This window comes from Aeromonas enterica (assembly GCF_054052465.1).
The window spans coordinates 352,248-377,535 of record NZ_JBSTYL010000001.1; the positions used below are offsets into that span (position 1 = coordinate 352,248).

At 60.5% G+C, this 25,288-nt stretch carries 25 protein-coding genes and 1 tRNA gene; 21 read left to right on the plus strand and 5 right to left on the minus strand.

Annotation, left to right across the window (positions count from 1 at the left end; translation table 11 throughout):
- Window positions 1-43: 43 nt before the first annotated feature.
- The 3 genes from ltaE to ACW5XD_RS01775 all read right to left on the minus strand — a co-directional run bounded on the left by ltaE (window position 44) and on the right by ACW5XD_RS01775 (window position 2,350).
- A complete protein-coding gene (ltaE, locus tag ACW5XD_RS01765) occupies window positions 44-1,060 on the minus strand; it encodes a low-specificity L-threonine aldolase (RefSeq protein ID WP_456493351.1) in 1,017 nt (338 codons plus the stop codon).
- A 90-nt stretch (window positions 1,061-1,150) separates the two neighbouring features.
- A complete protein-coding gene (locus ACW5XD_RS01770; RefSeq protein WP_456493352.1) occupies window positions 1,151-1,852 on the minus strand; it encodes a short-chain dehydrogenase in 702 nt (233 codons plus the stop codon).
- Between the two features lie 90 nt (window positions 1,853-1,942).
- Window positions 1,943-2,350, minus strand: a complete 408-nt coding sequence (locus ACW5XD_RS01775) for an XRE family transcriptional regulator (RefSeq protein WP_456493353.1) — start codon at window positions 2,348-2,350, stop codon at window positions 1,943-1,945.
- A gap of 107 nt (window positions 2,351-2,457) precedes the next feature.
- Between ACW5XD_RS01775 and ACW5XD_RS01780 the strand changes: the two genes are divergently transcribed.
- Window positions 2,458-3,357, plus strand: a complete 900-nt coding sequence (locus ACW5XD_RS01780; RefSeq protein WP_456493354.1) for an aldo/keto reductase — start codon at window positions 2,458-2,460, stop codon at window positions 3,355-3,357.
- A gap of 77 nt (window positions 3,358-3,434) precedes the next feature.
- Here the strand turns inward: ACW5XD_RS01780 and ACW5XD_RS01785 are convergent, their stop codons facing one another.
- Both ACW5XD_RS01785 and ACW5XD_RS01790 read right to left on the minus strand, forming a co-directional pair.
- Complete coding sequence (locus ACW5XD_RS01785; RefSeq protein ID WP_026080382.1) at window positions 3,435-3,713, minus strand: RNA recognition motif domain-containing protein; 279 nt, start codon at window positions 3,711-3,713, stop codon at window positions 3,435-3,437.
- A 219-nt stretch (window positions 3,714-3,932) separates the two neighbouring features.
- Window positions 3,933-4,475, minus strand: coding sequence for a hypothetical protein (locus ACW5XD_RS01790; protein WP_456493355.1), 543 nt, complete (start codon window positions 4,473-4,475; stop codon window positions 3,933-3,935).
- 163 nt (window positions 4,476-4,638) lie between these two features.
- On the opposite strand from ACW5XD_RS01790, the gene mepA reads away from it, so the two are divergent.
- The 20 genes from mepA (at window position 4,639) to nuoN (ending at window position 25,142) form a co-directional block, all read left to right on the plus strand.
- Complete coding sequence (gene mepA / locus ACW5XD_RS01795; protein WP_456493356.1) at window positions 4,639-5,403, plus strand: penicillin-insensitive murein endopeptidase; 765 nt, start codon at window positions 4,639-4,641, stop codon at window positions 5,401-5,403.
- 42 nt (window positions 5,404-5,445) lie between these two features.
- A complete protein-coding gene (locus ACW5XD_RS01800; RefSeq protein WP_172955367.1) occupies window positions 5,446-6,051 on the plus strand; it encodes a LemA family protein in 606 nt (201 codons plus the stop codon).
- Window positions 6,048-6,779 (plus strand): TPM domain-containing protein, encoded by a 732-nt coding sequence (locus ACW5XD_RS01805; protein ID WP_456493357.1) that lies wholly within the window; start codon window positions 6,048-6,050, stop codon window positions 6,777-6,779. Before ACW5XD_RS01800 ends, ACW5XD_RS01805 begins: the two co-directional genes overlap by 4 nt.
- A 20-nt stretch (window positions 6,780-6,799) precedes the next feature.
- Window positions 6,800-7,417, plus strand: coding sequence for a TPM domain-containing protein (locus ACW5XD_RS01810; protein ID WP_456493358.1), 618 nt, complete (start codon window positions 6,800-6,802; stop codon window positions 7,415-7,417).
- 145 nt (window positions 7,418-7,562) lie between these two features.
- A tRNA-Ser gene (locus ACW5XD_RS01815) sits at window positions 7,563-7,650 on the plus strand.
- A gap of 274 nt (window positions 7,651-7,924) precedes the next feature.
- The gene (locus ACW5XD_RS01820; protein ID WP_456493359.1) at window positions 7,925-8,683 is read left to right on the plus strand and encodes a flagellar motor protein; all 759 of its coding nucleotides are present in this window, start codon (window positions 7,925-7,927) and stop codon (window positions 8,681-8,683) included.
- Complete coding sequence (locus ACW5XD_RS01825; RefSeq protein WP_456493360.1) at window positions 8,661-9,536, plus strand: flagellar motor protein MotB; 876 nt, start codon at window positions 8,661-8,663, stop codon at window positions 9,534-9,536. Before ACW5XD_RS01820 ends, ACW5XD_RS01825 begins: the two co-directional genes overlap by 23 nt.
- A gap of 359 nt (window positions 9,537-9,895) precedes the next feature.
- On the plus strand, window positions 9,896-10,300 hold the full coding sequence (locus tag ACW5XD_RS01830) for an NADH-quinone oxidoreductase subunit A (protein WP_456493361.1): 405 nt from the start codon (window positions 9,896-9,898) through the stop codon (window positions 10,298-10,300).
- A 29-nt stretch (window positions 10,301-10,329) separates the two neighbouring features.
- Window positions 10,330-11,004, plus strand: coding sequence for a NuoB/complex I 20 kDa subunit family protein (locus ACW5XD_RS01835; RefSeq protein ID WP_456493362.1), 675 nt, complete (start codon window positions 10,330-10,332; stop codon window positions 11,002-11,004).
- A gap of 2 nt (window positions 11,005-11,006) precedes the next feature.
- Window positions 11,007-12,812 (plus strand): NADH-quinone oxidoreductase subunit C/D, encoded by a 1,806-nt coding sequence (gene nuoC / locus ACW5XD_RS01840; protein WP_264303476.1) that lies wholly within the window; start codon window positions 11,007-11,009, stop codon window positions 12,810-12,812.
- Window positions 12,813-12,874: 62 nt separating this feature from the next.
- Window positions 12,875-13,417, plus strand: a complete 543-nt coding sequence (gene nuoE / locus ACW5XD_RS01845) for an NADH-quinone oxidoreductase subunit NuoE (protein ID WP_456493363.1) — start codon at window positions 12,875-12,877, stop codon at window positions 13,415-13,417.
- A 55-nt stretch (window positions 13,418-13,472) separates the two neighbouring features.
- Window positions 13,473-14,858: an NADH-quinone oxidoreductase subunit NuoF gene (gene nuoF, locus ACW5XD_RS01850; RefSeq protein ID WP_456493426.1), complete on the plus strand. Its 1,386-nt coding sequence runs from the start codon at window positions 13,473-13,475 to the stop codon at window positions 14,856-14,858.
- A gap of 62 nt (window positions 14,859-14,920) precedes the next feature.
- A complete protein-coding gene (nuoG, locus tag ACW5XD_RS01855; RefSeq protein ID WP_456493364.1) occupies window positions 14,921-17,659 on the plus strand; it encodes an NADH-quinone oxidoreductase subunit NuoG in 2,739 nt (912 codons plus the stop codon).
- The gene (gene nuoH / locus ACW5XD_RS01860; protein ID WP_456493365.1) at window positions 17,656-18,624 is read left to right on the plus strand and encodes an NADH-quinone oxidoreductase subunit NuoH; all 969 of its coding nucleotides are present in this window, start codon (window positions 17,656-17,658) and stop codon (window positions 18,622-18,624) included. The genes nuoG and nuoH overlap by 4 nt, the downstream gene beginning before the upstream one ends.
- A 128-nt stretch (window positions 18,625-18,752) precedes the next feature.
- On the plus strand, window positions 18,753-19,295 hold the full coding sequence (gene nuoI / locus ACW5XD_RS01865) for an NADH-quinone oxidoreductase subunit NuoI (protein ID WP_456493366.1): 543 nt from the start codon (window positions 18,753-18,755) through the stop codon (window positions 19,293-19,295).
- A gap of 10 nt (window positions 19,296-19,305) precedes the next feature.
- Window positions 19,306-19,869, plus strand: coding sequence for an NADH-quinone oxidoreductase subunit J (nuoJ, locus tag ACW5XD_RS01870; protein WP_456493367.1), 564 nt, complete (start codon window positions 19,306-19,308; stop codon window positions 19,867-19,869).
- Window positions 19,866-20,174: an NADH-quinone oxidoreductase subunit NuoK gene (nuoK, locus tag ACW5XD_RS01875; RefSeq protein ID WP_042034381.1), complete on the plus strand. Its 309-nt coding sequence runs from the start codon at window positions 19,866-19,868 to the stop codon at window positions 20,172-20,174. Before nuoJ ends, nuoK begins: the two co-directional genes overlap by 4 nt.
- Entirely contained in the window at window positions 20,171-22,018 is a 1,848-nt protein-coding gene (gene nuoL, locus ACW5XD_RS01880) for an NADH-quinone oxidoreductase subunit L (RefSeq protein ID WP_456493368.1), read from the plus strand. The genes nuoK and nuoL overlap by 4 nt, the downstream gene beginning before the upstream one ends.
- Before the next feature lie 78 nt (window positions 22,019-22,096).
- The gene (nuoM, locus tag ACW5XD_RS01885; protein ID WP_456493369.1) at window positions 22,097-23,617 is read left to right on the plus strand and encodes an NADH-quinone oxidoreductase subunit M; all 1,521 of its coding nucleotides are present in this window, start codon (window positions 22,097-22,099) and stop codon (window positions 23,615-23,617) included.
- 61 nt (window positions 23,618-23,678) lie between these two features.
- Window positions 23,679-25,142 carry an NADH-quinone oxidoreductase subunit NuoN gene (nuoN, locus tag ACW5XD_RS01890; RefSeq protein WP_456493370.1) on the plus strand — a complete coding sequence of 488 codons (1,464 nt, stop codon included), beginning with the start codon at window positions 23,679-23,681 and terminating at the stop codon, window positions 25,140-25,142.
- The last annotated feature ends 146 nt before the right edge of the window (window positions 25,143-25,288 follow it).

The following is a 25,288-nucleotide window of genomic DNA, read 5'->3' on the forward strand; positions in this document are numbered from 1 at the left end:
TGAAACAGGGCGCCGCGGCGCCCTGTTTCATTCCATGAGATTGTCACGCCCCGAGATACTCGGTAAAAGCGTCGATCACCTCTTCGATGTCGTCATCGGTGATCTGCAGGTGGGTGACCAGCCGCAATTCGCCATAACCGGAGAAGAGGATCCCCCGCTCCTTCATGAAGGCCAGCAAGGGGGCGCTCTCGCCACTCGTCAGTTGCAGGAACACCATGTTGGTCTGCACCTGCGCCAGATCCAGCCTGATGCCGGGCAGCGCCGCCAGCCCCTCGGCCAGCCGTCTGGCACGGCGATGATCGTCTGCGAGACGCACCACATGCTGCTGTAACGCAAACAGGCCGGCCTGGGCCAGGATCCCCGCCTGACGCATGCCGCCTCCTACCATCTTGCGCAGCCTTCTGGCACGGGCGATGAAGGTATGAGAACCCACCAGCAGGGATCCCACCGGTGCCCCCAACCCCTTGGAGAGGCAGATGGAGACACTGTCAAAGGGCGCGACCAGCTCGCGCACCGTATGGCCACTCGCCACCACGGCGTTGAACAGACGCGCGCCGTCCAGGTGCAACTGCAAACCATGCTCGTCGACAAATTCGCGCATCTCGCGCAGATAAGACAAGGGCAGCACCTTGCCGTTATGGGTATTTTCGAGGCAGACGAGGCGGGTCTGGGCAAAATGGGCATCGTCAGGGGCAATGGCCGCCCGTACATCTACCTGTGCCAGCGAGCCATCGGTCTGCATGGGCACGGGTTGCAGGGCCACCGACCCCAGCACGGCAGAACCCTGCGCTTCATAGCGATAGATGTGAGCTGCCGAGCCCAGCACGGCCCCTTCCCCTCGCTGGCAATGGCTCATCACCGCCAGCAAGTTGGACATGGTTCCGGATGGCACGAACAGCGCGGCCTCCTTGCCAAGCAAATCAGCCCCATAGGCTTCCAGCGCATTGACGCCCGGATCTTCCCCATAGACATCGTCCCCGACCTCGGCATGAAGCATGCTCTGACGCATGGCATCCGTGGGCTGGGTGACTGTATCACTTCGTAAATCGATATAGCGCATGACATCCCTCCTGGTGCAGGAGGACGACGTTAGCCAGCCCAGGCTGGCTTGGCAAGCAGGGCATAGCTGGAATGTGAGCCCGGTGACGGCTTACCAGGGCAGCGGCTGGCCTTGCAGGTCAAGGAAGCTGCCGGACTGGGCCGGCGACAATTGGTTGATGAGATCAAGCAGACGCGGCGCCACCTGCGCCGGATCCTGCAAGGTCTCGGTCGCCAGTTCGTGGAGGAAGGGTTGATTCATGGGGGTATTCATGGGGCCCGGATGAACGGTGATCACCCCGGCGGCGGGAAAGCGATCCCGCCATTCGAGCGCCAGCGTCCTGACCCCCATGTTGAGGGCCGCCTTGCTCATCCGGTAGCTGTAGCGGCTGCCCGCCTCATTGGCAGTCAGGCTGCCGGCCAGATCGGAGAGAGAACAGAGCCACAAGCTGGCATCCGGCATCATGCGGCGGCTCAGGCAAGCGCCGAGGGCCAGATGTGGCCAGGCATTGGCCAGCAGGCTGTCGCACAGCCACTTGGGATTGACCTCCTCCACCCGCCGTTCCGGCATGAAGTTGATGTCATGCAGCAGTCCTATGGTGTTGATCACCACGCACGGCAGAGTGGTTGTGTCATAGAGGGTGAACAGTGCATCGAAAGAGAGTGGATCGACCTCCTGCAACGGGAAGTAGCAAGCCGGATCCAGCCCTTTTGGCAGTTGCCTGCCCGCCAGCACCAGCTCCTCGCCACGAGCCGACAGCTCCCTGGCCAGCGCCGTGCCCAATCCACCACTGCCCAAGATCAGATAGCCCATCGCCTTCTCCCCGGATCTGCCGCCTGTTTAGAGGTTATCAGAATAATAACTGGCTGCCGCCAAGAGTTGGCTGGCTATGCCCATCCGGGTTTATACCTCATTGAGGTGCTTGCCAAATTCGCGCGCCAACGCCAGATCCAGGAAGCCGTCGGCCTTCTTGTGGCTACGCAAGAACTGGTAGTAGGCGAGCAGGGTGACCAGTTGGCTCTCATCAGGCAGGGATTGCTCCGGCTGCTGCTCCTGCAACAGGGAACCTGCGGCTGCCAGCGCCTCCCGATCCACCACTTCGGCCTGTCGGTAAAGATAGCCACAGCCGGTGGCCAGCCACTCCAGCGAGCAGTTGGCTCCCATGGCAATCTGGTTTGCCTTGCCCAGGCCGGGCTCGGCCCCCTTCATATATTTGCGGATCAGGGCTTCGCTCAAGCCGACTTTACGCGCAAACGCGCTGACGCTGCCCACCCCGATCAGACTCTGCAACCGCTCGGCAAATCCTTCCATATGTATCCCGTCAGAACCAAAGTTCGAGTGAACAAGAACCGCATTATTGCCTTGCCAGGCAGAAGAGACCAAGATGCGGGCAGCATTAATTTCCCAAGGAGTCACTCATGTCTGTATCTCGCATCGCCCTGCACGATCAGGGCCCGACCTTCTCCCGCCTCATCATGGGCTACTGGCGTCTGATGGAGTGGCAACTCCCCCCTGCCGCGCTGCTCGATCTGATGAAGTACCACCTGGATCTCGGTGTTACCACCATCGATCACGCCGATATCTATGGCGGTTACCAATGCGAGGAGGCGTTCGGCAAGGCCCTGCGCCAAGAACCCTCCCTGCGCGAGCGAATGGAAATCGTCAGCAAATGCGGTATTGCCCTCACCGCCAAACCGGAACACGCGCTGAATCACTACAACACTGGCAAGGCGCACATCATCGCCAGCGCCGAGGCTTCCCTGCAAAAACTTGGCACTGACCATCTGGATCTGTTGCTGTGCCACCGCCCGGATCCCCTGATGGATGCCGACGAGGTGGCCGATGCCTTCATCACCCTCAAGCAGGCCGGCAAGATCAAACACGCCGGTGTCTCCAACTTCAGCGCCCGCCAGTTCGAGCTGCTGCAGTCACGCCTGCCCTTCCCGCTGGTCACCAACCAGCTGGAGATCTCGCCACTGAACCAGAGCACCACTCTGGATGGCACCCTGGATCAATGCCAGCAACTGCACATCAAGCCCATGGCCTGGTCCTGCCTTGGTGGCGGACGCCTGTTCAACGGCCAGGAGTATGCCCCGTTACGTGCCGAGCTCGAGCTGATCCGCCAGGAAGTGGGCGCCGAGCACATCGAGCAGGTGGTCTATGCCTGGGTCATGATGCTGCCAAGCCAGCCGCTGCCGTTGATAGGCTCAGGCAAGCGGGAGCGGATCGCCGCCGCAGTGGCGTCTGAATCCATCGTCCTCAACCGCCAGCAGTGGTTCCGCATTCGCAAGGCGGCGCTCGGCTACGACGTACCCTGACTTGAACGACAGCGACATAGCGCACAAACAAAAACGGCATGGGGGAGACCCATGCCGTTTTGCTCTATCGAGGCTGCTCAGCGATGACGCTGGGGGCGACCACGTGGTGCATCTGTCTTCGGCTTAGCCTGATTGACTGTGATGGTACGGCCACCAATCTCGGTGCCATGCAGCCCGGCGATGGCCTTCTCTGCCTCACCATTGACAGGCATTTCAATGAAGCCAAACCCCTTGGACTGACCGGTATCGCGATCGATGATGATATCGACCTTGTCTACCTGCCCAAATTGGCTGAACACGGTTGTCAGTTCGTCGGCCGTCATCCGGTACGACAGATTACCTACGTAAATCTTCATGCCATCCACTCTCGATTCAAGGTGCCTTCTCAATCCAATCACCAACACAAAGGTAAGGGCACAACCCCCATGCCGGACCTGCCAAGGCCTCATGCCGAGGCGCTCCCCCGTTCTCTTCGCTCAACTCATTGATCTGTTGGACGAACAGAACAGGCAAGATCAATTCGAATCATTGGCAGTATCTGAGCTTTGAGGAAGATTGTCGAGAAAATAGTCAGCTCAAATGGGGAACAGTGTCTTGAGCATCTCCTTGAGTGCACCGCGACCATACCAGGCCCGCTTAAAGCCAAAACGATAAATGCCGGGCGCGACTTCGTGGGTTCCCTCACGACCGAGCCCCATCAATTTGGCCGCCGCCGCGAGCTGCTCGTCATCAAGCCGAAGATCCAGGCTGAACGCCAGCCACTGGCCGTCGTGGCCCACCTTGCGATCCCGCTCGATGCCAACCAGAGCCGCTCTTGGCAAAGCCAGCGCCCTGTCATCGCTGCCATTGAGCAGATAGAGGCACTCATCGTCCCAGGCGAGCTCGGCCAGGCGCCAGCGCTGCCAGTTGCGAGGCAACACCATCATCAGCAACACTATGCCGCCAAACACCACGCCCACCCAGGGCAGCAGCCCCATCGTCGGATAACCCAGGCCGACCGCTGCCAACACGGTCACCAGACTCGCCACCAGCAAGCCCCCCATCACAGGATAAAAACGTCGGGCGGGAGGCATCAGGCAACAGAAACCCGCCTTCTCTACCAACTCACTCACCTTCATCTTGTTCTCCTCATGCTCTCGCTCACCTGAATGTGTCGCGCATTGTGCGGGAGCCGCACGCCAAGATGCAACCCGACCGGCAAGTCGGGTGACGACCTCGTCAGACTCTTGATATGATTGGGGTTATCTGAGCCCACCTCTTAGCCTAATTGTCGGGAGTCTCATGCTTGCTACCACCCTGCTCCTCATGGCCAGTGCCCTGCATCCCGAGGCCAGCCCGATCGATCCCGAAGCCATTGGCGGTTATTCGGCCGGCTGCCTCAAAAATGGCATGGCCCTGCCGCTGACAGGACCCGGTTATCAGGTGATCCGCAGCAAACGGCTGCGCTACTACGGTCACCCCGACCTTATTCACTATCTCACGACCCTGGCGAACCAGACCCGGATGGCCGGCATGCCGGATCTCTATATCGCCGATCTGGCCATGGCCCACGGCGGCCCCTTCAGCTCGGGCCATCGCAGCCACCAGACCGGGCTCGACGCCGACATCTGGTTTCGGATGGCCAACCAGCCCATCAGCAAATGGGAGCAAGATGCCCCCAGGGAGTGGGCGCTGATCGACGAGCCCAGTTACCGGGTCTTGCCGGGGCGCTTTGGCCCCCAGCAACTCAACCTGCTGCGCCTCGCGGCCAGCAAGCCCGAGGTGGCCCGCATCTTCATCAACCCAGTGCTCAAGGGCGAGGTGTGCAAGCGGGCCGCCGACGAACCCTGGGTTGCCAAGCTGCGCCCCTGGGTTGGCCACTTCAGCCACTTCCATGTGCGCCTGCGTTGCCCGGCCGGCAGCCCGGATTGCCAGCCCCAAGCCCCGATCCCGCCCGGCAATGGCTGCGGTGCCGAGCTGGCCTCCTGGCTCAAGGACAAGCCGCAACTGCCCAAGGTTTCGATGACTTACCACAAACCCAGGCTGCCAGCCCGTTGTAGCAGTTGACCACAAGCTGTTATGGTGCACCTATATCCGCTAGAAATTTCAATGGAGAACAACAAGATGGCCACTTCACTCTGGCGCAGGACAACACAGAGCCTGTTGACCCTGACCCTGCTGCTGGGACTGACGGGGTGCGGCATGAACAACATTCCGACTCTGGATGAACAGGTCAAGGCGAGCTGGGGGCAGGTCGAGAACCAGTACCAGCGTCGGGCCGATCTCATTCCCAATCTGGTGGCTACCGTCAAGGGCTATGCCAGCCATGAGCAGGAGACCCTGAAAGCGGTCACTGACGCCCGTGCCCGAGTCGGCAGCGTGCAGGTGAGCGATCCCGCCCAGCTCAAGGAGTTTGAAGCAGCCCAGAACCAGCTTTCCAGCGCCCTCTCCCGGCTGATGGTGGTGGTCGAACGCTATCCGGATCTGAAGGCGGATCAACAGTTCCTCACCCTGCAGGCGCAGCTGGAAGGCACCGAAAACCGTATCTCGGTGGCCCGGCGCGACTACATAGAAGCGGTACGTCAGTTCAATACCGAGATCCGCACCTTCCCCGGCGTCATCTGGTCCAAGCTGCTCTACTCGGATCTGGAAGCCAAACCGAGCTTCAGTGCCAAGCCAGGTGCCGATGAAGCGCCCAAGGTCAGCTTCCAATGAACAAGCTTGCCCGCTGGTTGCTGCCCTGGCTGCTGCTGTGGACGGCGGTCCTGCAAGCCGCACCCAGCTTCCCAGTCCTGAGCGGGCGGGTGGTGGACGAAGCCAGTCTGATGTCCCGCAAACAGGCCCACCAGCTCACCCAGCAGCTGGCGGCATTCGAGCAGCGCAGCGGCATCCAGCTGGTGGTTGTCTCCATCGATACACTGGCGGGTGATACCATCGAAGAGTATGGCTATCAGCTCGGTCGCCACTGGGGCATCGGCCAGAAAGGTAAGGACAACGGGGTGCTGCTGCTGATCGCCCAGGATGAGCGCAAGGTGCGCATCGAGGTGGGTTACGGGCTGGAAGGAGCCCTGCCCGATGCCATTGCTGCCAACATTATCCAGACCCGGATTCTGCCCGCCTTCAAGCGTGGTGACATGGTCGCCGGCGTGGTCGCCGGCAGCCAGGCCATCATGCAGGCGTTGGCCGGCGAGTACAAACCGGTGGACAACGCCAGCAAGAAGGAGAAGCTGGGCGGTCCCTGGCTGTTCATCCTGATGGTGATAGTGATGATCGTGCTGCACAACCTGCGCGGCGGTGGTGGCGGCAGGGGTGGCCGGCGTCGTGCCGCTTACCTCGCCGGCGGCTTCGGTGCCGGTCGATCCGGCGGCGGTTTTGGTAGCGGCGGTGGTTTCAGCGGAGGCGGCGGCAGTTTTGGCGGCGGCGGCGCTTCCGGTGGTTGGTAACAGGGATTAAGAGACAACACATGATTTCGAAACAGTTCTTTCACACGCTGCTGGCCAGGGTCAAACAGGCAGAACAGGCAACCGATGCCGAGCTGGTGACCGTGCTGGCCCCCGCCAGCGACGGCTATCGCTACATTCCCACCCTCTGGGCGGCACTGCTGGCCATGCTGACGCCGCTGCTGGTATTCGAGCTTGGCTTCTGGCTCGGCTGGTACGAGATCCTGCTGGTGCAGTGGTCGGTCTGGCTGATGTTGAGCATCCTGTTCCACTGGACTCCCATCAAGATGTACCTGATCCCGAAACAAGTTCGCCAGCACAGGGCCGCCCTGATGGCACGCCTGCAGTTTGTCGAACAGGGGCTGCACCGCACCCGGGACCGGCTGGGGGTGCTGATCTTCGTCTCTGTGGCCGAGCATTACGTGGAAATCCTGGTGGATGATGGCATCGCCCAACACATCGACAATGCCCAGTGGCAGGAGATCATCGATGATTTCACCCGCCGGGTTCGCAACAAGGAGGTGGAGCAGGGTTTTCTTGAATGCATAGAGCGCACCAGCGCCATCCTGACCGATGCCTTCCCAGCCACCCGGGACCAGAACGAGTTGCCGGACAGCCTGATCATTCTCGCCAAGCCTTGAACAGGTTTAAAAAACCGGCATTCTGTTCAAGGGATAGGCATTCGATAAAGATTATGAAAAATAAGGGGAAAAGTGGTTGACCATGGCAACCCTTTCCCCTAAATTACGCCCCGTTCCAACGCAACTGCGCTGTGAGCGAAAATTTGGTGAGGTGTCCGAGTGGCTGAAGGAGCACGCCTGGAAAGTGTGTATACGGCAACGTATCGAGGGTTCGAATCCCTCCCTCACCGCCAAATTTAAAAAAACCGACCCTATGGTCGGTTTTTTGCTTTTCAGCTTTGTGCTGGTTCCCTTCATTGACGCCTTTCAAATCAAAGCCCCGCAACTGCCGGGTCATCGCGCTGACAAAAGTCACTCTCGTGGACCCACTGGCTTTTCATCCGGGATGGATATCTGTTCATCGGGTCAAGGTGTTGACTTTATTGCTCACCGATTGGATATCATTTTGAAAAACTGATACTTAAATAGCTACACTAGCCATTATCAATATTCAGGGATGTATAAAAAATGAGCTTAATCGGCCTGGTCCTGGCATTGATCGCCATCCTGGGCGGCAACATGATCGAGGGTGGACATCCCAGCGCCCTGCTCGATCTGCCCGCCTTCCTCATCGTGATCGGTGGTACCATAGGTGCCGCCTTGACCCAGTTCCCTTTCTCCGTCGTTGGCAGCACCCTCAAGCGATTCAAGTGGCTGCTGGCCCCCCTCAAACTCGACATGCAAGAGCAGGCTGAGTTGCTGGAAAACCTGGCAGGCAATGCCAGGCGCAGCGGCATGCTGGCTCTCGAAGGCATGATCGACGAGATCAAGGATCCCTTCTTGCAAAAAGGGGTACAAATGATGGTCGACGGCTACGAGAAAACCAAGATCCACGAGGTACTGGAGAACGAGATTGAGTTTGAGCAGGAAGATCTCGAGCAGACCGTCAAGTTTTATGAAGCCATGGGCGGCTATTGTCCAACCATGGGGATCGTGGGGGCTGTATTTGGCCTGATCCACGCCATGGGATTGCTGGATGCACCTGACAAACTGGGTGGCGCCATCGCGGTGGCCTTTATCGCTACCATCTACGGGGTATCGGCCGCCAACTTGATCTTCCTGCCCTTCGGCAACCGCTACAAAGGCTTTGCCCATCAGATCCGTCACTACAAGGAGATGACCCTGACCGGCATACTCTGCATCGTGGATGGCGAATCCCAACAACGTCTGCAAGTCACCCTTGAACCCTACCTTGGAGGCCACGGTGGCAAAAAAGAAAAAGGCTGAAGCGCCAGAGAACCACGAACGCTGGCTGGTCTCCTATGCCGACTTCATGACATTGCTGTTCGCACTGTTCGTGGTGCTCTACTCCTTTGCAATGGCCAAACAGTCTGAAACCCGGGTATTGATCCAGGGCTTTATCGAATCGCTGGGCAAGATTGGCCTCATCTCCCCCGCCGCGGGTTCTCCCGTGATGCAGGGGGGCACGGGGATCCTGGAGCCAGAGTCCAAGACCACGCCCAGCAGTCCAAAGAAAGAGACGGTGCTGGAAAAAGATGCCCCGATGGCAGCCTCGGATCCTTTCAACGAGACCATTGGTGCATCAGAGAAACCGAGTGCGACGGAATCCTGGCCACACAAGACCAAGGAACAGGAGTGGGTACAGGTTACCAAGAAGAAGCTTGAGCAGCAGCTCAAGGCACAAATTGAGTCCAAGGATTTGGAAGTTGAACAGCTGGGCAGCCAGCTAGTGATCCGCATCGGCGAAAAGGCGTTGTTCCCGGCCGATTCGGCCTTTCTGCAGCCTCAGTTCATCCCGCTGGTCAACAAGATCTCCGGCATTCTGGCTGACATTCCGGGCAGAGTGGTGGTCACAGGCCACACCGATAACTCGCAGGCACCGATAGAGCTCTATCGCAGCAACTGGGAACTGTCGGTGCTGCGCTCTGCTTCCATCGTACATACCCTGCTCACCAACCCCAAACTGGATGCCACCAGAGTCATCGCTCAGGGGGTGGCGGATGCCCAGCCCCGCTATGCCAACGACACCCCGGAACATCGGCAGGCCAACCGCCGGGTCGAGATCACCCTCTCCCAGGGCAAAGCCGCCGAAGAGGCACTCCCGGTCCTCAAACCCTGATCTGTAGACCCCGCCATGCGGGGTCTTTTTATTTCATCAAGTCATCCTACTTGGGCCACCAATACATTTTTCCCAAGTTCTCCATTCCCTCCGCACAAAGACCAACTCGACGGAATGCCGTTTGCCGAGCAGAGCAGAGCAGAGCAGAGCAGAGCAGAGCAGAGCAGAGCAGAGCAGAGCAGAGCACTGCTATTGGAAATGATTATCAAATGAGAAAATTGACCTTTGTAGCAAAAACTGATTTTCCCCCGGCGATTAATAATTAATCCTCTGAAATGACATGTAAATCAGTGCTAAAGTGTCATAATACGTGACACCATTGTTAAGTCACATGATTAATTCGGTTAGGGAAAACCTATATGTTTGCTGATATTGCTGTCCAGCACTGGGCTTTTGCTATCTACATCGTTGCGGCTATCTGTCTGTGCCTGATCATGATCGGCCTTGCCGCCTTACTGGGAGGCCGAGCCCACGGTCGTGCTAAAAACAAACCCTTCGAATCTGGCGTTGACTCGGTGGGCAATGCCCGTCTGCGTTTCTCCGCCAAGTTCTATCTCGTTGCCATGTTCTTCGTCATCTTTGATGTCGAGGCACTCTATCTTTTCGCCTGGTCTGTTTCCGTTCGGGAAAGCGGCTGGGTCGGTTTCATTGAAGCCACCATCTTTATCACCTTGTTGCTGGTAGGGCTTGTCTACCTGTGGCGCATTGGAGCCCTCGACTGGGCTCCGAAAAAACGCGTCCTGACCGACAAGAAGCCAGACTGAATTACTGATTATCCCTTTGAGGTTGCACCATGAAGTACACCCTGACCCGGATCGACCCAGATGCGCCTGTTGAGCGCTACCCACAGGAACAGAGCCAGACCGTCGATGATCCGCTGGCGCAACAGGCTGAACGCGGCATCATGATGGGGCGTCTCGAGGAGGTGTTGCAAGACACCGTCAACTGGGGTCGCAAAAATTCCCTCTGGCCCTACAACTTCGGCATCTCCTGCTGCTACGTGGAGATGTGTACCGCCTTCACCTCCCCCCATGATGTGGCCCGTTTCGGGGCAGAAGTCATTCGTGCCTCGCCGCGCCAGGCCGATTTTATGGTGATAGCAGGGACGCCTTTCATCAAGATGGCGCCGGTCATCCAGCGTTTGTACGAACAGTTGCTCGAACCCAAGTGGGTCATCTCCATGGGCGCCTGCGCCAACTCGGGCGGCATGTATGACATCTACTCTGTGGTACAGGGCGTGGACAAGTTCCTGCCGGTCGACGTCTACATTCCAGGCTGCCCGCCCCGTCCCGAGGCCTTCCTGCAAGCCCTGATGCTGCTGCAGGACTCCATCGGCAAGGAACGCCGCCCCCTCTCCTGGGTAGTGGGCGATCAGGGGATCTACCGTCCCCAGATGCAGGCCGAGAAGGAACGCAAGCGCGGCGAGCGGATCAACGTCACCAATCTGCGCACGCCGGATGAGATCTGATCATGAAACTGACTCGAGAATTCCCCAGCAACTACACCATGGCCCAGTGGCAACCGAGCGATCACCAGGATGCCCAGGTGGTCGGCGAGCTGTTTGCCCACTTTGGTGCCGAACGCTTCACCGTTCAGACCACCCGCACCGGCGTGCCCGTGGTCTGGCTCTCCCGCGAGCTGCTGCTGGATGTGATCGGCTTCTTGCGCAAGCTCCCCTCTCCGTTCGTGATGCTGTTCGATCTCAGCGCCACCGACGAGCGGATGCGTAGCCATCGCGACGGCCTGCCCGAGAGCGACTTCACCGTCTTCTATCACCTCATCTCCATCGACCGCAACGCCGATGTGATGCTGAAGGTACCGCTCAAAGAGAGCGATCTGAGCCTGCCAACCATCAGCCGCCACTTCCCCAACGCCAACTGGTACGAGCGGGAAGTGTGGGATCTGATGGGCATCAACTTCGATGGTCACCCCCATCTGACCCGTATCATGATGCCCAAGAGCTGGCAGGGTCACCCGCTGCGCAAGGACTATCCGGCCCGCGCCACCGAGTTCGATCCCTTCATGCTCGATGCGGTCAAACAGGATCAGGAGCAGGACAACCTGCTGTTCAAACCCGAAGAGTGGGGCATGAACCGGGGTAACGAGAACGAGGACTACATGTTCTTGAACCTCGGCCCGAACCACCCCTCGGCTCACGGTGCCTTCCGCCTGGTGCTGCAGCTCGATGGCGAGGAAATCCGCGACTGCGTGCCCGACATTGGCTATCACCACCGCGGTGCCGAGAAGATGGGTGAGCGTCAATCCTGGCACAGCTACATCCCCTATACCGACCGGGTCGAGTACCTGGGTGGCGTCATGAACAATCTGCCTTATGTGCTGGCGGTCGAGAAGCTGGCGGGCATCAAGGTGCCAAACCGGGTAGACGTGATCCGGGTGATGCTGGCGGAGCTGTTCCGCATCCAGAGCCATCTGCTGTTCCTCGGGACCTATATCCAGGACGTGGGTGCCATGACCCCCGTCTTCTTCACCTTTACCGACAGGCAGAAGATCTACACCATCATCGAAGCCATCACGGGCGCGCGCATGCACCCGGCCTGGTTCCGTATCGGCGGCGTGGCGCACGATCTGCCGGTGGGCTGGGCTCGTCTCATCCAGGATAACCTGCTGAACTGGCTGCCCAAGCGGCTGATGGATTACGAGAAGGCGGCCATGCGCAACAGCATCTTGCGCGGCCGCACCATCGGCGTCGCCCCCTATACCACAGAGCAGGCATTGGCGTGGGGCATCACGGGGGGCGGTCTGCGCGCCACCGGCCTCAACTTCGACGTGCGTAAATGGCGCCCCTATTCCGGCTACGATCAGTTCGAGTTCGAAGTACCGGTCGGTGCCAATGGTGATGTTTACGATCGCGGCATGATGCGTCTCGAAGAGATGCGCCAGAGCCTGCGCATCATAGAACAGTGTGTGAAGAACATGCCGGAGGGGCCATTCAAGGCGGATCACCCGCTCACCACGCCGCCGCCCAAAGATCGCACCCTGCAAGACATAGAGACCCTGATCACCCACTTCCTGCAAGTGTCCTGGGGCCCGGTGATGCCGGCTGCCGAATCCTTCCAGATGATAGAGGCGACCAAGGGGATCAACAGTTATTACCTGACCAGCGATGGCTCCACCATGAGCTACCGGACCCGGATCCGCACCCCGAGCTTTGCTCACCTGCAACAGATCCCCTCGGTGATCCGGGGCAGCATGGTGTCGGATCTCATCGCCTACCTGGGCAGTATCGATTTCGTTATGTCGGATGTGGATCGTTGAGTAACCGCTGTTACTAGACAACCGTTACGCGACAAAAAGGACAAGCCACAAAAGGTTAAGCCATGAGCCAGCAATGTCAGTGCCAAAACAATCAGACCCCGCAGGGGCAAAGTGAGTGCCAGAGCAAGGGGGACGGCTTCGTCCTGAGCCAGGCTGAACGCAACGCCATCCGGCATGAGATACACCACTACGAAGATCCCCGCGCCGCCAGCATAGAAGCACTCAAGATTGTGCAGCAAGCCCGCGGCTGGGTACCGGATGGTGCCATCCATGCCATCGCTGCCGAACTAGGCATTCCCGCCAGCGACGTGGAAGGCGTGGCAACTTTCTACAGCCAGATATTCCGCCAGCCGGTCGGGCGCCACATCATCCGCGTCTGTGACAGCATGGTCTGCTACATCAACGGCCACGAAGGGCTGTTGGCAGGCCTCAAGGAAGTGATGGATCTGGCCCCCGGCCAAACCACTGCCGATGGCCGCTTCACCCTGCTGCCGGTCTGCTGCCTTGGCAACTGTGACAAGGGGCCGGCACTGATGATCGACGATGACACCTATGGCGGGCTCGATGCCATCAGCCTGCTCAAGACCCTGGAGGCCTACACATGAGTCTTTACAAGGGCAATCTGTCCATGCGCCAGACCTCGGAGGGCAACCTATGTCCATGAGCCCACGGCCAACTACGCCACTGGCCTCCATCGGCACGGCCAACCTTGTCGCACGCGCCCCCGAGACCCACCCGCTCACCTGGCGGCTGCGTGACGATGGCCAGCCGGTCTGGCTGGACGAATACCAGAGCAAACAGGGCTATGAGGCGGCCCGCAAGGCCCTCGGCCAGATGAGCCCGGATGAGATAGTCGGCACCGTCAAGGATGCCGGCCTCAAGGGCCGCGGTGGTGCAGGCTTCTCCACCGGCGTGAAATGGGGTCTGATGCCCAAAGACGAGAGCATGAACATACGTTACCTGCTCTGCAACGCCGACGAGATGGAGCCGAATACCTACAAGGATCGGCTGCTGATGGAGCAACTGCCCCACCTGCTGATCGAGGGGATGATCATCTCCGCCAAGGCCCTCAAGGCCTATCGCGGCTACATCTTCCTGCGTGGCGAGTACGTGGATGCCGCCATCAACCTGCGCCGCGCGGTGGAAGAGGCCAAGGCCGCCGGCTTGCTCGGCAAGAACATCCTGGGCTCGGGCTTTGACTTCGAGTTGTTCGTCCACACGGGTGCGGGTCGTTACATCTGCGGCGAAGAGACGGCGCTCATCAACTCCCTGGAAGGACGCCGCGCCAACCCGCGGGCCAAACCCCCCTTCCCTGCCGTCTCCGGCGTCTGGGGCAAGCCGACCTGCGTCAACAACGTCGAGACCCTGTGCAACGTGCCCGCCATCATAGGCAACGGGGTCGCCTGGTATCAGGGGCTGGCGCTGCCGGGCTCGGAAGATCACGGCACCAAGCTGATGGGTTTCTCCGGCAAGGTGAACAACCCTGGCGTCTGGGAATTGCCCTTTGGCATCACCGCCCGCGAGCTGTTTGAAAACTACGCCGGTGGCATGAAACCCGGCTATCGCCTCAAGGCATGGCAACCGGGCGGAGCTGGAACAGGCTTCCTGCTGCCCGAACACCTGGATGCCCAGATGTATGCAGGCGGCATCGGCAAGGTGGGAACTCGCATGGGTACCGGCCTTGCCATGGCGGTGGATGACAGCATCAACATGGTCGGCTTGCTGCGCAACATGGAAGAGTTCTTCGCCCGCGAATCCTGTGGCTGGTGCACTCCCTGTCGTGACGGCCTGCCCTGGAGCGTCAAGCTGCTGCGGGCACTGGAACGCGGCGAGGGCCAGCCCGGTGATCTGGCGACTCTGGAGCAACTGTGCAACTTCCTCGGCCCAGGCAAGACCTTCTGCGCCCACGCCCCTGGCGCCGTCGAGCCCCTTGGCAGTGCCCTCAAGTATTTCAGGTCCGAATTCGAGGCCGGGATCAAGGGACCGCAGGATAATCACAAGCTGCTCAAAGGGATCCAGCCCAATCTGCTGGGTGAACGCTGGTAACACGAGGCGACACGCCCGCTGCGAGCCATGGATTTTATCTAATTTGATGTCAGGGAAGTTGTATGGCCACCATTTTTGTAGACGGTAAAGAGTACGAGGTAGACGGCGCAGACAACCTGCTGCAAGCCTGTCTGTCGCTGGGTCTGGACGTCCCCTATTTTTGCTGGCACCCGGCGCTGGGTAGCGTCGGCGCCTGCCGCCAATGTGCGGTCAAACAGTATCAGAATGCCGACGACAAGCGCGGCCGCCTGGTCATGTCCTGCATGACCCCCTCTACCGATGGCACCTATATCTCCATCGAAGACGAAGAGGCGAAAGAGTTTCGCAAGTGTGTGGTGGAGTGGCAGATGACCAACCACCCCCACGACTGCCCCGTGTGTGAAGAGGGTGGCGCCTGCCACCTGCAGGACATGACGGTGATGACAGGCCACAACAGCCGTCGCTACCGCTTCACCAAACGCACCCACCAGAATCAGGAACTGGGGCCCTGCATCAATCATGAGATGAACCGCTGCATCGCCTGTTATCGCTGCGTGCGTTACTACAAGGATTACGCCGGCGGCGAGGATCTGGGTGTCTATGGCGCCCACGACAACGTCTATTTCGGCCGGGTCGAAGATGGCACCCTGGAGAGCGAGTTCTCCGGCAACCTGGTGGAGGTCTGCCCCACTGGCGTCTTCACCGACAAGACCCACTCCGAGCGTTACAACCGCAAGTGGGACATGCAGTTTGCCCCCAGCATCTGCCAGCAGTGCTCGGTCGGTTGCAACATCAGCCCGGGCGAGCGCTACGGCGAGCTGCGCCGCATCGAGAACCGCTTCCACGGTGGCCTCAACCACTACTTCCTGTGCGATCGCGGCCGCTTTGGCTATGGCTACGTCAATCTGGCGGATCGCCCGCGTCAGCCATTGCTGCGTGACGGCAACGACAAGCTGGCCATCACGGTGGACGGCGCCCTCAACCGTGCCGCCGACGCCCTGCGCACCGCGGCCGGCGTCATCGGCATCGGCTCTCCCCGCGCATCGCTGGAGAGCAATTTCGCCCTGCGCGAGCTGGTGGGTGCCGACAACTTCTACTGCGGCGTCGAGCAGAGCGAGTGGGAGTGCCTGCAAAAGATGCTGCACATACTGCAACACGGCGGTATTCGCACCCCGAGCCTGCGCGACATGGAAGAGGCCGACGCCATTCTGGTGCTGGGTGAAGATGTCACCATGAGCGCCGCCCGCATCGCTCTGGCCCTGCGCCAGTCGGTCAAGGGCAAGGCGCGCGACATCGCCCGCAAGATGAAGGTGGACTTGTGGCAGGTCGCCGCGGTGCAGACCCTGGGCCAGAATGAGCGCTACCCGCTGCTCATCACCAGCCTGGACAGCACCCGCCTCGACGACGTGGCGGCAGAAAAACTGCACGCCCCCCACGCGGATCAGGCCCGCCTCGGTTTTGCCATCGCCCATCTGCTCGACATTTCGTCCCCGGCTCTGGCCGATCTCGGCCAAGAACAGCAGGCGCAAGCCGCTCGCTGGGCCGACCTGCTTGGCAACGCCAAAAAGCCACTCATTATTGCAGGCTCGGGAGCCCGCACCCCGGCACTGATCGAGGCTGCCAGCAACATCGCCCGCGCCCTCAAGGGCCGTGGTCAGGACGTCAGCCTGGCACTGGTCGCGCAAGAGGCCAACAGTCTGGGTCTGGCCATGCTGGATGCAGGCACGTCGTCAGGCAAATCGCTGGAAGCAGCCCTTGAGCGCATCGAAGCCCAGGATAACCTGGCGCTGGTGACCCTGGAGAACGATCTCTATCGCCGCGCCCCGCGCAATCGGGTCGATGCGGCCATCGCCCGCCTGCAACACCTGCTGGTAGTCGATCATCAGGATACCCAGACAGCCCAGAAGGCCGATCTGGTGCTACCTGCCGCCAGCTTTGCCGAGGCCGATGGCACCCTCGTCAATATGGAGGGCCGTGCCCAGCGCTACTTCCAGGTCTATGCACCGGCCTTCTACAACGCCGACATCCAGATCCGGGAAGGGTGGCGCTGGCTGGCGGCACTGCAGGGGGCGCTCGATCACAAGCCCCTGCGCTGGCAAAATCTTGACGAGATCAGCCGCGCCTGCGCCGCCTCGACGCCGCTGCTCACCCCCATGCTGGAAGCCTCGCCCAACGCCGGGCTGCGGATCCGTGGCATGAAGCTGGCCCGTGAGCCACACCGTTATAGCGGCCGCACTTCCATGCTGGCGGATCAAAACGTCAGCGAGCCGAGAGTGGCCCAGGATCCGGATTCCCCCTTCAACTTCTCCATGGAAGGCTATGCTGGTGCCCGCCAGCCGATGCAACAGGTGCCGTTTGCCTGGGCGCCGGGCTGGAACTCGCCGTCAGCCTGGAACAAGTTCCAGGACGAGGTGGGCGGCAAGCTGCGGGCAGGGGATCCGGGTCGTCGTCTACTGGAACCGGGTGAGGACACCCTCGGCTGGTTCGACTCCATACCGGCCCCCTTCGTGGCTCAGGACACCCTGCAGGTCGTGAATTATGACCAACTGTTTGGCGGCGAGGAACTCTCCGCTCGCAGCCCGGTCATCCAGGCCCGCATGAATGAGCCAGAGCTGGTGCTGAACCCGGCCGATGCGGCTCGCCTTGCCCTCAACGCGGGCAACCAGGTGAGCTTCTCCTGGGGTGGCAACCACTGGCGTCTGAAGCTGCGACTCAGCAGTGTACTGGCGCAGGGGCTGGCGGGACTCCCCCTCGGCGTGAATGGCCTGCCAACAGCGCTGCAACAGGCCTACATCAACAACCTGCAGGAGGCCATCGCATGAGTGATTCCCTGTTGGAACTGCTGATTGAAGTCGGCAAAGCACTGATCGTGCTGGTGGGAATTGTGGGGGCAGGCGCCTTCATGAGCTTCATCGAACGTCGCCTGCTGGCACTGTGGCAGGATCGCTACGGCCCCAACCGGGTGGGCCCGTTCGGCCTGCTGCAGCTGGCGGCCGACATGGTCAAGATGTTCTTCAAGGAGGACTGGATCCCGCCGTTCGCCGATCGCCGGATCTTCATCCTGGCCCCCATCATTGCCTTTACCGCCTTCATTCTGGCGTTTGCCGTGGTGCCGCTCACCCCGACATGGGGCGTGGCGGATCTCAACGTGGGCCTGCTCTACATTCTGGCCATCGCGGGATTGGCAGTCTATGCGGTGCTGTTCGCCGGCTGGTCGAGCAACAACAAATATTCCCTGCTCGGCAGCCTGCGCGCCTCGGCCCAGACCCTCTCCTACGAGGTGTTCCTCGGCCTCTCCTTGATGGGTATCGTGATCCAGACTGGCAGCTTCAACCTGAGAGACATCGTCGAGGCCCAGGCCGGACTGTGGAACGTGGTACCCCAGATCCTGGGCTTTATCACCTTCCTGTTCGCCGGCGTCGCCGTCACTCACCGCCACCCGTTTGACCAGCCTGAGGCCGAGCAGGAGCTCGCCGACGGCTATCACATCGAGTACGCGGGCATGAAATGGGGTCTCTTCTTCGTGGGTGAGTACATCGGCATAGTGCTGGTCTCCTCCCTCATCGTGACCCTCTTCTTCGGTGGCTGGCACGGCCCCTGGTTGCCGCCCTTCATCTGGTTTGCCCTGAAGACTGCCTGTTTTATGGTGTTTTTTATTCTGCTGCGGGCCTCCCTGCCCCGTCCGCGCTTTGACCAGGTGATGTCGTTCGGCTGGAAGGTCTGCCTGCCGCTGACCCTGCTCAACATGCTGATCACCGGTGCCGTGGTACTGATGAATGCGCAGTGAGGCCGCAATGGACAAAAAAATTGTAATGCCGTTTGGCTGGAACGTCTGCTTGCCCAACGCACTGCATCCCGCTCGGGATGCAGTCGGTACGGGCTGTAGTGCTGATGAATGTGCAGTGAGGCACGACTATGAAAGTTATTAATATCATCAAGGGTGTTGGCACCCAACTACGCAGCTTAGGGATGGTGTTCTCCCATGCCTGGCGCCCCCGCGAGACCTTAAGCTATCCGGAAGAGGCAGTTTATACCTCTCCCCGCTACCGTGGGCGCATCGTGCTGACCCGCGACCCCGATGGCGACGAACGCTGTGTGGCCTGCAACCTGTGCGCCGTGGCCTGTCCGGTCGGCTGCATCTCGCTGCAGAAAGCGGAGCGGGACGATGGTCGCTGGTATCCGGAGTTCTTTCGCATCAACTTCTCCCGCTGCATCTTCTGCGGCCTGTGCGAAGAGGCCTGCCCCACCACCGCCATCCAGCTGACGCCGGATTTCGAGATGGGCGAATACCGCCGCCAGGATCTGGTGTACGAGAAGGAAGATCTGCTGATCAGCGGGCCCGGCAAATACCCGGATTACAACTTCTATCGCATGAGCGGGATGGCCATCGACGGCAAGCCGAAAGGGGATGCCGAGCACGAAGCCAAACCTATCGATGTCAAGAGCCTGCTGCCCTGAGGAGTCAATCATGGAACTGGCATTTTATGCCGCGGCCCTGGTAGCCGTTTACAGCACGCTGCGGGTGATCAGCACCAGCAATCCCATGCATGCGCTGCTCAATCTCATCATTTCGCTCATCGCCGTGGCCATGATCTTCTTCTGTCTGGGCGCTTCCTTCGCGGGAGCCCTGCAGGTGATCGTCTACGCAGGCGCCATCATGGTGCTGTTCGTGTTCGTGGTGATGATGCTGAACCTGGGCTCGGCACAGGATCAGGAAAAAAACTGGCTCACCCCCACTACCTGGGTGGGTCCCGGCCTGCTCTCGCTCATTCTGCTTGGCTTCTTGGCCTATGGCATTCTCGGCGTGACAGGGGGTCAGCTTGGTCTGACCGACGTCAGCGCGAAAGAGGTCGGCATCGCCCTGTTCGGCCCTTATGTGCTGGCGGTGGAGCTCGCCTCCATTTTGCTGCTGGCCGGTCTGGTGACCGCTTATCACCTGGGCCGTGAAGACAAGAGCGGGGAAGTGCTTTCCGTTCCCAAAACTGCCGTGCGCTCAGCACCAAGTTCATCTCAAGAAGGAGGCCAGCAATGAGTGGTATCCCCATGGAACACGGTCTGTTGCTGGCCGCCGTGCTGTTCTGTATCGGCCTGTGCGGTCTGCTGATCCGCCGTAACTTGTTGTTTATCCTCATGAGTATCGAGATCATGATGAACGCCTCGGCACTGGCATTCGTGGTGGCTGGCAGCCGCTGGGCCCAGGCCGATGGCCAGATCATGTACATACTGGTGATTTCTCTGGCGGCAGCGGAGGCCAGTATCGGCCTCGCTTTGTTACTGCTGCTCTATCGTCGTTACCACACCCTCAACGTGGACACTGTGAGCGAGATGCGCGGATGAGCCTCTTATACCTGACTTTTCTATTTCCGCTGCTGGGATGGCTGGTGCTGGCCTTCTCACTCGGCCGTTTCGGCGAGCGCACCTCGGCGCTCATCGGCGTCGGCAGCATAGGGTTGTCGGCCCTCACCACCCTGTGGGTCGGCATTGATTTCCTCAATACCATGCCGGTCGGCGGTGTCTACACCCAAACCCTGTGGCAATGGATGTCGGTGGGCAGCTTCAATCCCACCTTCCGCCTGGCGCTGGACGGCCTGTCGCTGACCATGCTGGGGGTGGTGACCGGGGTGGGCTTCTTCATCCACCTGTTCGCCTCCTGGTACATGCGCGGAGAAGAGGGCTATTCCCGCTTCTTCACCTATACCAACCTGTTCATTGCCAGCATGGTGTTCCTGGTACTGGCCGATGACCTGTTGTTCGTCTATCTCGGCTGGGAAGGGGTGGGGCTGTGCAGTTACCTGCTGATCGGCTTCTACTACCGTAACCCGGCCAACGGGGCGGCCGCGCTCAAGGCGTTCGTGGTGACCCGGGTCGGCGACGTCTTCCTCGCCATCGGCCTTTTCATCCTCTACCGCGAACTCGGCACCCTCAATATCCACGAGCTGCTGGTGCGCGCACCCGTGGTGTTTGCCGAGGGCTCCCCTGCCCTGTCGCTGGCCTGTCTGATGCTGCTCGGCGGCGCGGTCGGAAAATCGGCCCAGTTGCCGCTGCAAACCTGGCTGGCGGATGCCATGGCGGGCCCAACGCCTGTCTCTGCCCTGATCCACGCCGCCACCATGGTGACCGCCGGTGTCTATCTGATCGCCCGTACTCACGGCCTCTTCCTGCTGGCCCCCGAGATCCTGCATCTGGTGGCCTTGGTCGGCGCCATCACGCTAGTGCTGGCAGGTTTTGCGGCCCTGGTACAGACCGACATCAAGCGGATCCTGGCTTACTCCACCATGAGCCAGATAGGTTACATGTTCCTGGCCCTGGGGGTCGGCGCCTGGGAAGGAGCCATCTTCCACCTGATGACCCACGCCTTCTTCAAGGCGCTCTTGTTCCTCTCCGCCGGTGCCGTGATCGTCGCGACCCACCATGAGCAGAACATCTTCAAGATGGGGGGACTGCGCAAGAGTTTGCCACTGGTCTATGCCTGCTTCCTGGTGGGGGGCTCGGCACTGGCCGCGCTGCCGCTGGTCACGGCCGGTTTCTACAGTAAAGACGCCATCCTGTGGCAGGTGCAGGCATCCGGCCAGACCACGCTGTTGTGGGCCGGTCTGGTGGGGGCCTTCCTGACCTCCCTCTACACCTTCCGCCTCATCTTCATCGCCTTCCACGGCAAAGTGCAGACCGAGGCCCACGCCGGTCACGGCCTGGCCCACCAGCTGCCGCTGCTGGTGCTGCTGGTGCTCTCCACCGGGATCGGTGCCCTGATAGTGCCGCCGCTGGCGGGGGTATTACCAGCAGGGCCGGGAGACAACATAGAGGCGGGTCGTCACGCGCTGGAGATAACTTCCGGCATAGTCGCCATCGCGGGTATCGCCCTGGCCGCCTTCCTGTTTCTGGGTGAGCGTCGACTGGCCACCAGCGTGGCAAACAGCGCACCTGGCCGTCTGCTCAGCACCCTCTGGTTCAATGCCTGGGGATTTGACTGGTTGTACGATCAGTTGTGGGTCAGACCCTACCTGCTCAGCACCCGCCTGCTCGGCAAGGATCCGCTGGACTGGATGATGAACCTGCCGGCCTGGCTGGCACAGAGTGGCCACCAGCTGTTGGCCTGGACCGTTTCCGGCAAGTTGCGCTGGTATGCAGCCTCCATGGGGATGGGCGCCGCCCTGATCCTGGCTCTGCTGCTGCTCGGCTGATCCCGTGATGCAGCCCCTGAACTCGCAGCAAGCCCACGGGCCTGCACAGTGACTAGAACATAGACGAGAGCTGATATCGTGACCTTACTCTGGATCTTGTTAATACCCTTCATCGGCGGTCTGCTTTGCTGGCAGACGGAGCGCTTCGGTGAATATTTCGTGCGCTGGGTCGCCCTGCTGTCCATGAGCGCCTGCCTGCTGCTCTCCGGCGCCATCTGGTGGAGCGGTGACTTTTCCCTTGCGACCCAGACGGGCGTATCCACCTGGGTAGCAGAACTGCAGTTGCCCTGGATCCCCCGCTTCGGCATCTCCCTGCACCTAGCAGTGGATGGCCTCTCCCTGCTGATGGTGATGCTCACCTGCTTCATCGGCGTGCTGGCCATCCTCTGTTCCTGGAAGGAAATCGTGCAACGCATCGGCTTCTTCCACCTGAACCTGCTCTGGATCCTGGGGGGGGTGCTCGGCGTCTTCATGGCGCTGGATCTGTTCCTGTTCTTCTTCTTCTGGGAGATGATGCTGGTCCCCATGTACTTCCTGATCGCGCTGTGGGGCCACTCGGTCACCGACGGCAAATCCAGGATCAACGCGGCCACCAAGTTCTTCATCTACACCCAGGTCAGCGGCCTCATCATGCTGGTCGCCATTCTGGGCCTGGTGCTGACCCACCATGCCGCCACCGGCGTGTTCACCTTTGACTATCAGGACTTGCTCAACACACCGATGAGCAAGGGCGTCCAGTGGTTGTTGATGTTGGGCTTCTTCATCGCCTTCGCGGTCAAGATGCCGCTGGTGCCGCTGCACGGCTGGCTGCCGGATGCCCACAGTCAGGCACCGACCGCCGGTTCCGTGGATCTGGCGGGGATCTTGCTCAAAACCGCCGCCTACGGTCTGCTGCGCTTCGCCCTGCCGCTGTTTCCCGAAGCATCTGCCGAGTTTGCCCCCTACGCCATGCTGCTGGGTCTCATCGGCATCGTCTACGGCGCCATCGTGGCGTTCGCCCAGACCGACATCAAGCGGCTGGTGGCCTACACCAGCATCTCCCACATGGGCTTTGTGATGATCGCCATCTACTCGGGCAGCGAGCTGGCGCTGCAAGGCGCCGTGGTACAGATGATCGCCCACGGCCTCTCCGCCGCCGGTCTCTTCATCCTGTGCGGTCAGCTCTACGAGCGGCTGCACACCCGTGATCTGCGTCTGATGGGCGGACTCTGGGGTCGTCTGCGCTACCTGCCCGGCGTCATGCTGTTCTTCTCGGTGGCCTCCCTTGGCATGCCAGGGACTGGCAACTTCGTCGGCGAGTTCCTGATCCTTATCGGCAGCTTCCAGGTCGCCCCCATCATCACCGTCATCGCCACCTTCGGTTTGGTGCTGGCATCGGTCTACTCCCTCATCATGTTGCAACGGGCCTGCTTCGGTGCGCCCAAGGACGAAAAAGTACTCAAGGGCCTGGATCGCCGCGAGCTGGTGATGATGATGACCATCGCCGGCCTGCTGGTGCTGCTCGGTGTCTATCCCCAACCGGTGCTCGATACCGCAGGCAGCAGCCTGATGAGCGTGCTGCACTGGTATGCACTGCCGTCCGCTGGAGCATTGCAATGAGAGTGACCGCTTTTCGACCGCTGGCCCTGTTGCCTTCCTTGTCCATTACAGGAGCACTGCAATGACCTTCACCGCTTCTCAACTGCTGGCTCTGTTGCCCCTGTTGCTGACCACCGGGACCATGGTGGCCCTGATGCTGGCCATCGCCTGGAAACGCTGTGATGACACCGCCTTCGTGGTCACCATCGCTGGCCTCAATCTGGCACTCTTCTCCCTGCCCATCGTGATGGCGCAGGGGGATCAGGGCGTGACCCCGCTGCTGCAGATAGACGGCTATGCCGTCTTCTACATGGGGCTGGTACTCATCGGCGCCCTGGCCACCTGCACCTTCGGTCGATCCTGGCTCAAGGGCTATCCGGACAACCGGGAAGAGTTCTACCTGCTGCTGCTGATCGCCACCGCCGGCGGCCTGGTGCTGGCAGGTTCCCGCCACCTCGCCTCCCTGTTCATCGGGATCGAGATGCTGACTCTGCCCATGTTTGGTCTGGTGGGGTATGCCTACCGCGAGCGCCATTCGCTGGAGGCCAGCATCAAGTACATGGTGCTCTCCGCTGCCGCCACCGCCTTCCTGCTGTTTGGCATGGCGCTGCTCTATGCCCAGGCGGGCAGCCTGAGCTTCAGCGATCTGGGCCTGACCCTGGCGGCCACCCCGGCTCACCATCCACTGCTGATGGGCGGTCTGGGACTGATGCTGGTGGGATTTGCCTTCAAACTCTCCCTGGCCCCCTTCCACCTCTGGACCCCTGACGTGTATGAAGGCGCCCCGGCGCCGGTCGCCACCTTCCTGGCCACCGTCAGCAAGATTGCCGTTTTCTGCGTACTGCTGCGCTTCTATCTGGCGGTGCCTGCGGCGGCGGATCCCATGATCCACTGGCTGCTGGCGGCCATGGCGGTCGTCTCCATCCTCATCGGCAACCTGCTGGCACTGCTGCAAACCAACATCAAGCGGATGATGGGTTACTCCTCCATCTCCCACTTCGGTTATCTGTTGGCGGTGATCGTCGCCAGCCGCCTCGGCCAGATGCCGGTGGAAGCAGCCGGCGTCTACCTGCTGATGTACCTGTTCACCAGCCTGGGGGCATTCGGCGTCATCAGCATGATGTCCAGCCCCTATCGCGGCAAGGATGCGGACTCCCTGCACAGCTACCGCGGTCTGTTCTGGCGCCGTCCTTACCTGACTGCAGTGATGACAGTGATGATGCTCTCTCTGGCGGGCATCCCCATGACCCTCGGCTTCATCGGCAAGTTCTACCTCATCGGGGTGACGGTCGATGCCAAGCTGTGGTGGCTCTCAGGCGCCATCGTGCTGGGCAGTGCTCTGGGGCTCTATTACTACCTGCGCGTCATGGTCACCCTCTATCTGCACGAACCGGGCATGCAGACTCGCGATGCCAAGGCGGACTGGGCTGTCTCCTCGGGCGGTCTTGTAGTGCTGCTCTCTGCCCTGGTAGTGGTGGCGCTGGGTCTCTACCCCCAGCCGGTCATCAGCCTGGTGCAGGGTTTTCAGAATGTGGTCCTGCACTAATATTCCTGCTATCAGATGAAAAACCGGCCTCTTGGCCGGTTTTTTTATGTTTGCGCGCGGGGCCACATCATGGGCACTATGCAGGCAGGCTCACATTTCATGTGTCTTTATAATGGCTTATCCACCTCACCAGCCACAGTCAAGTA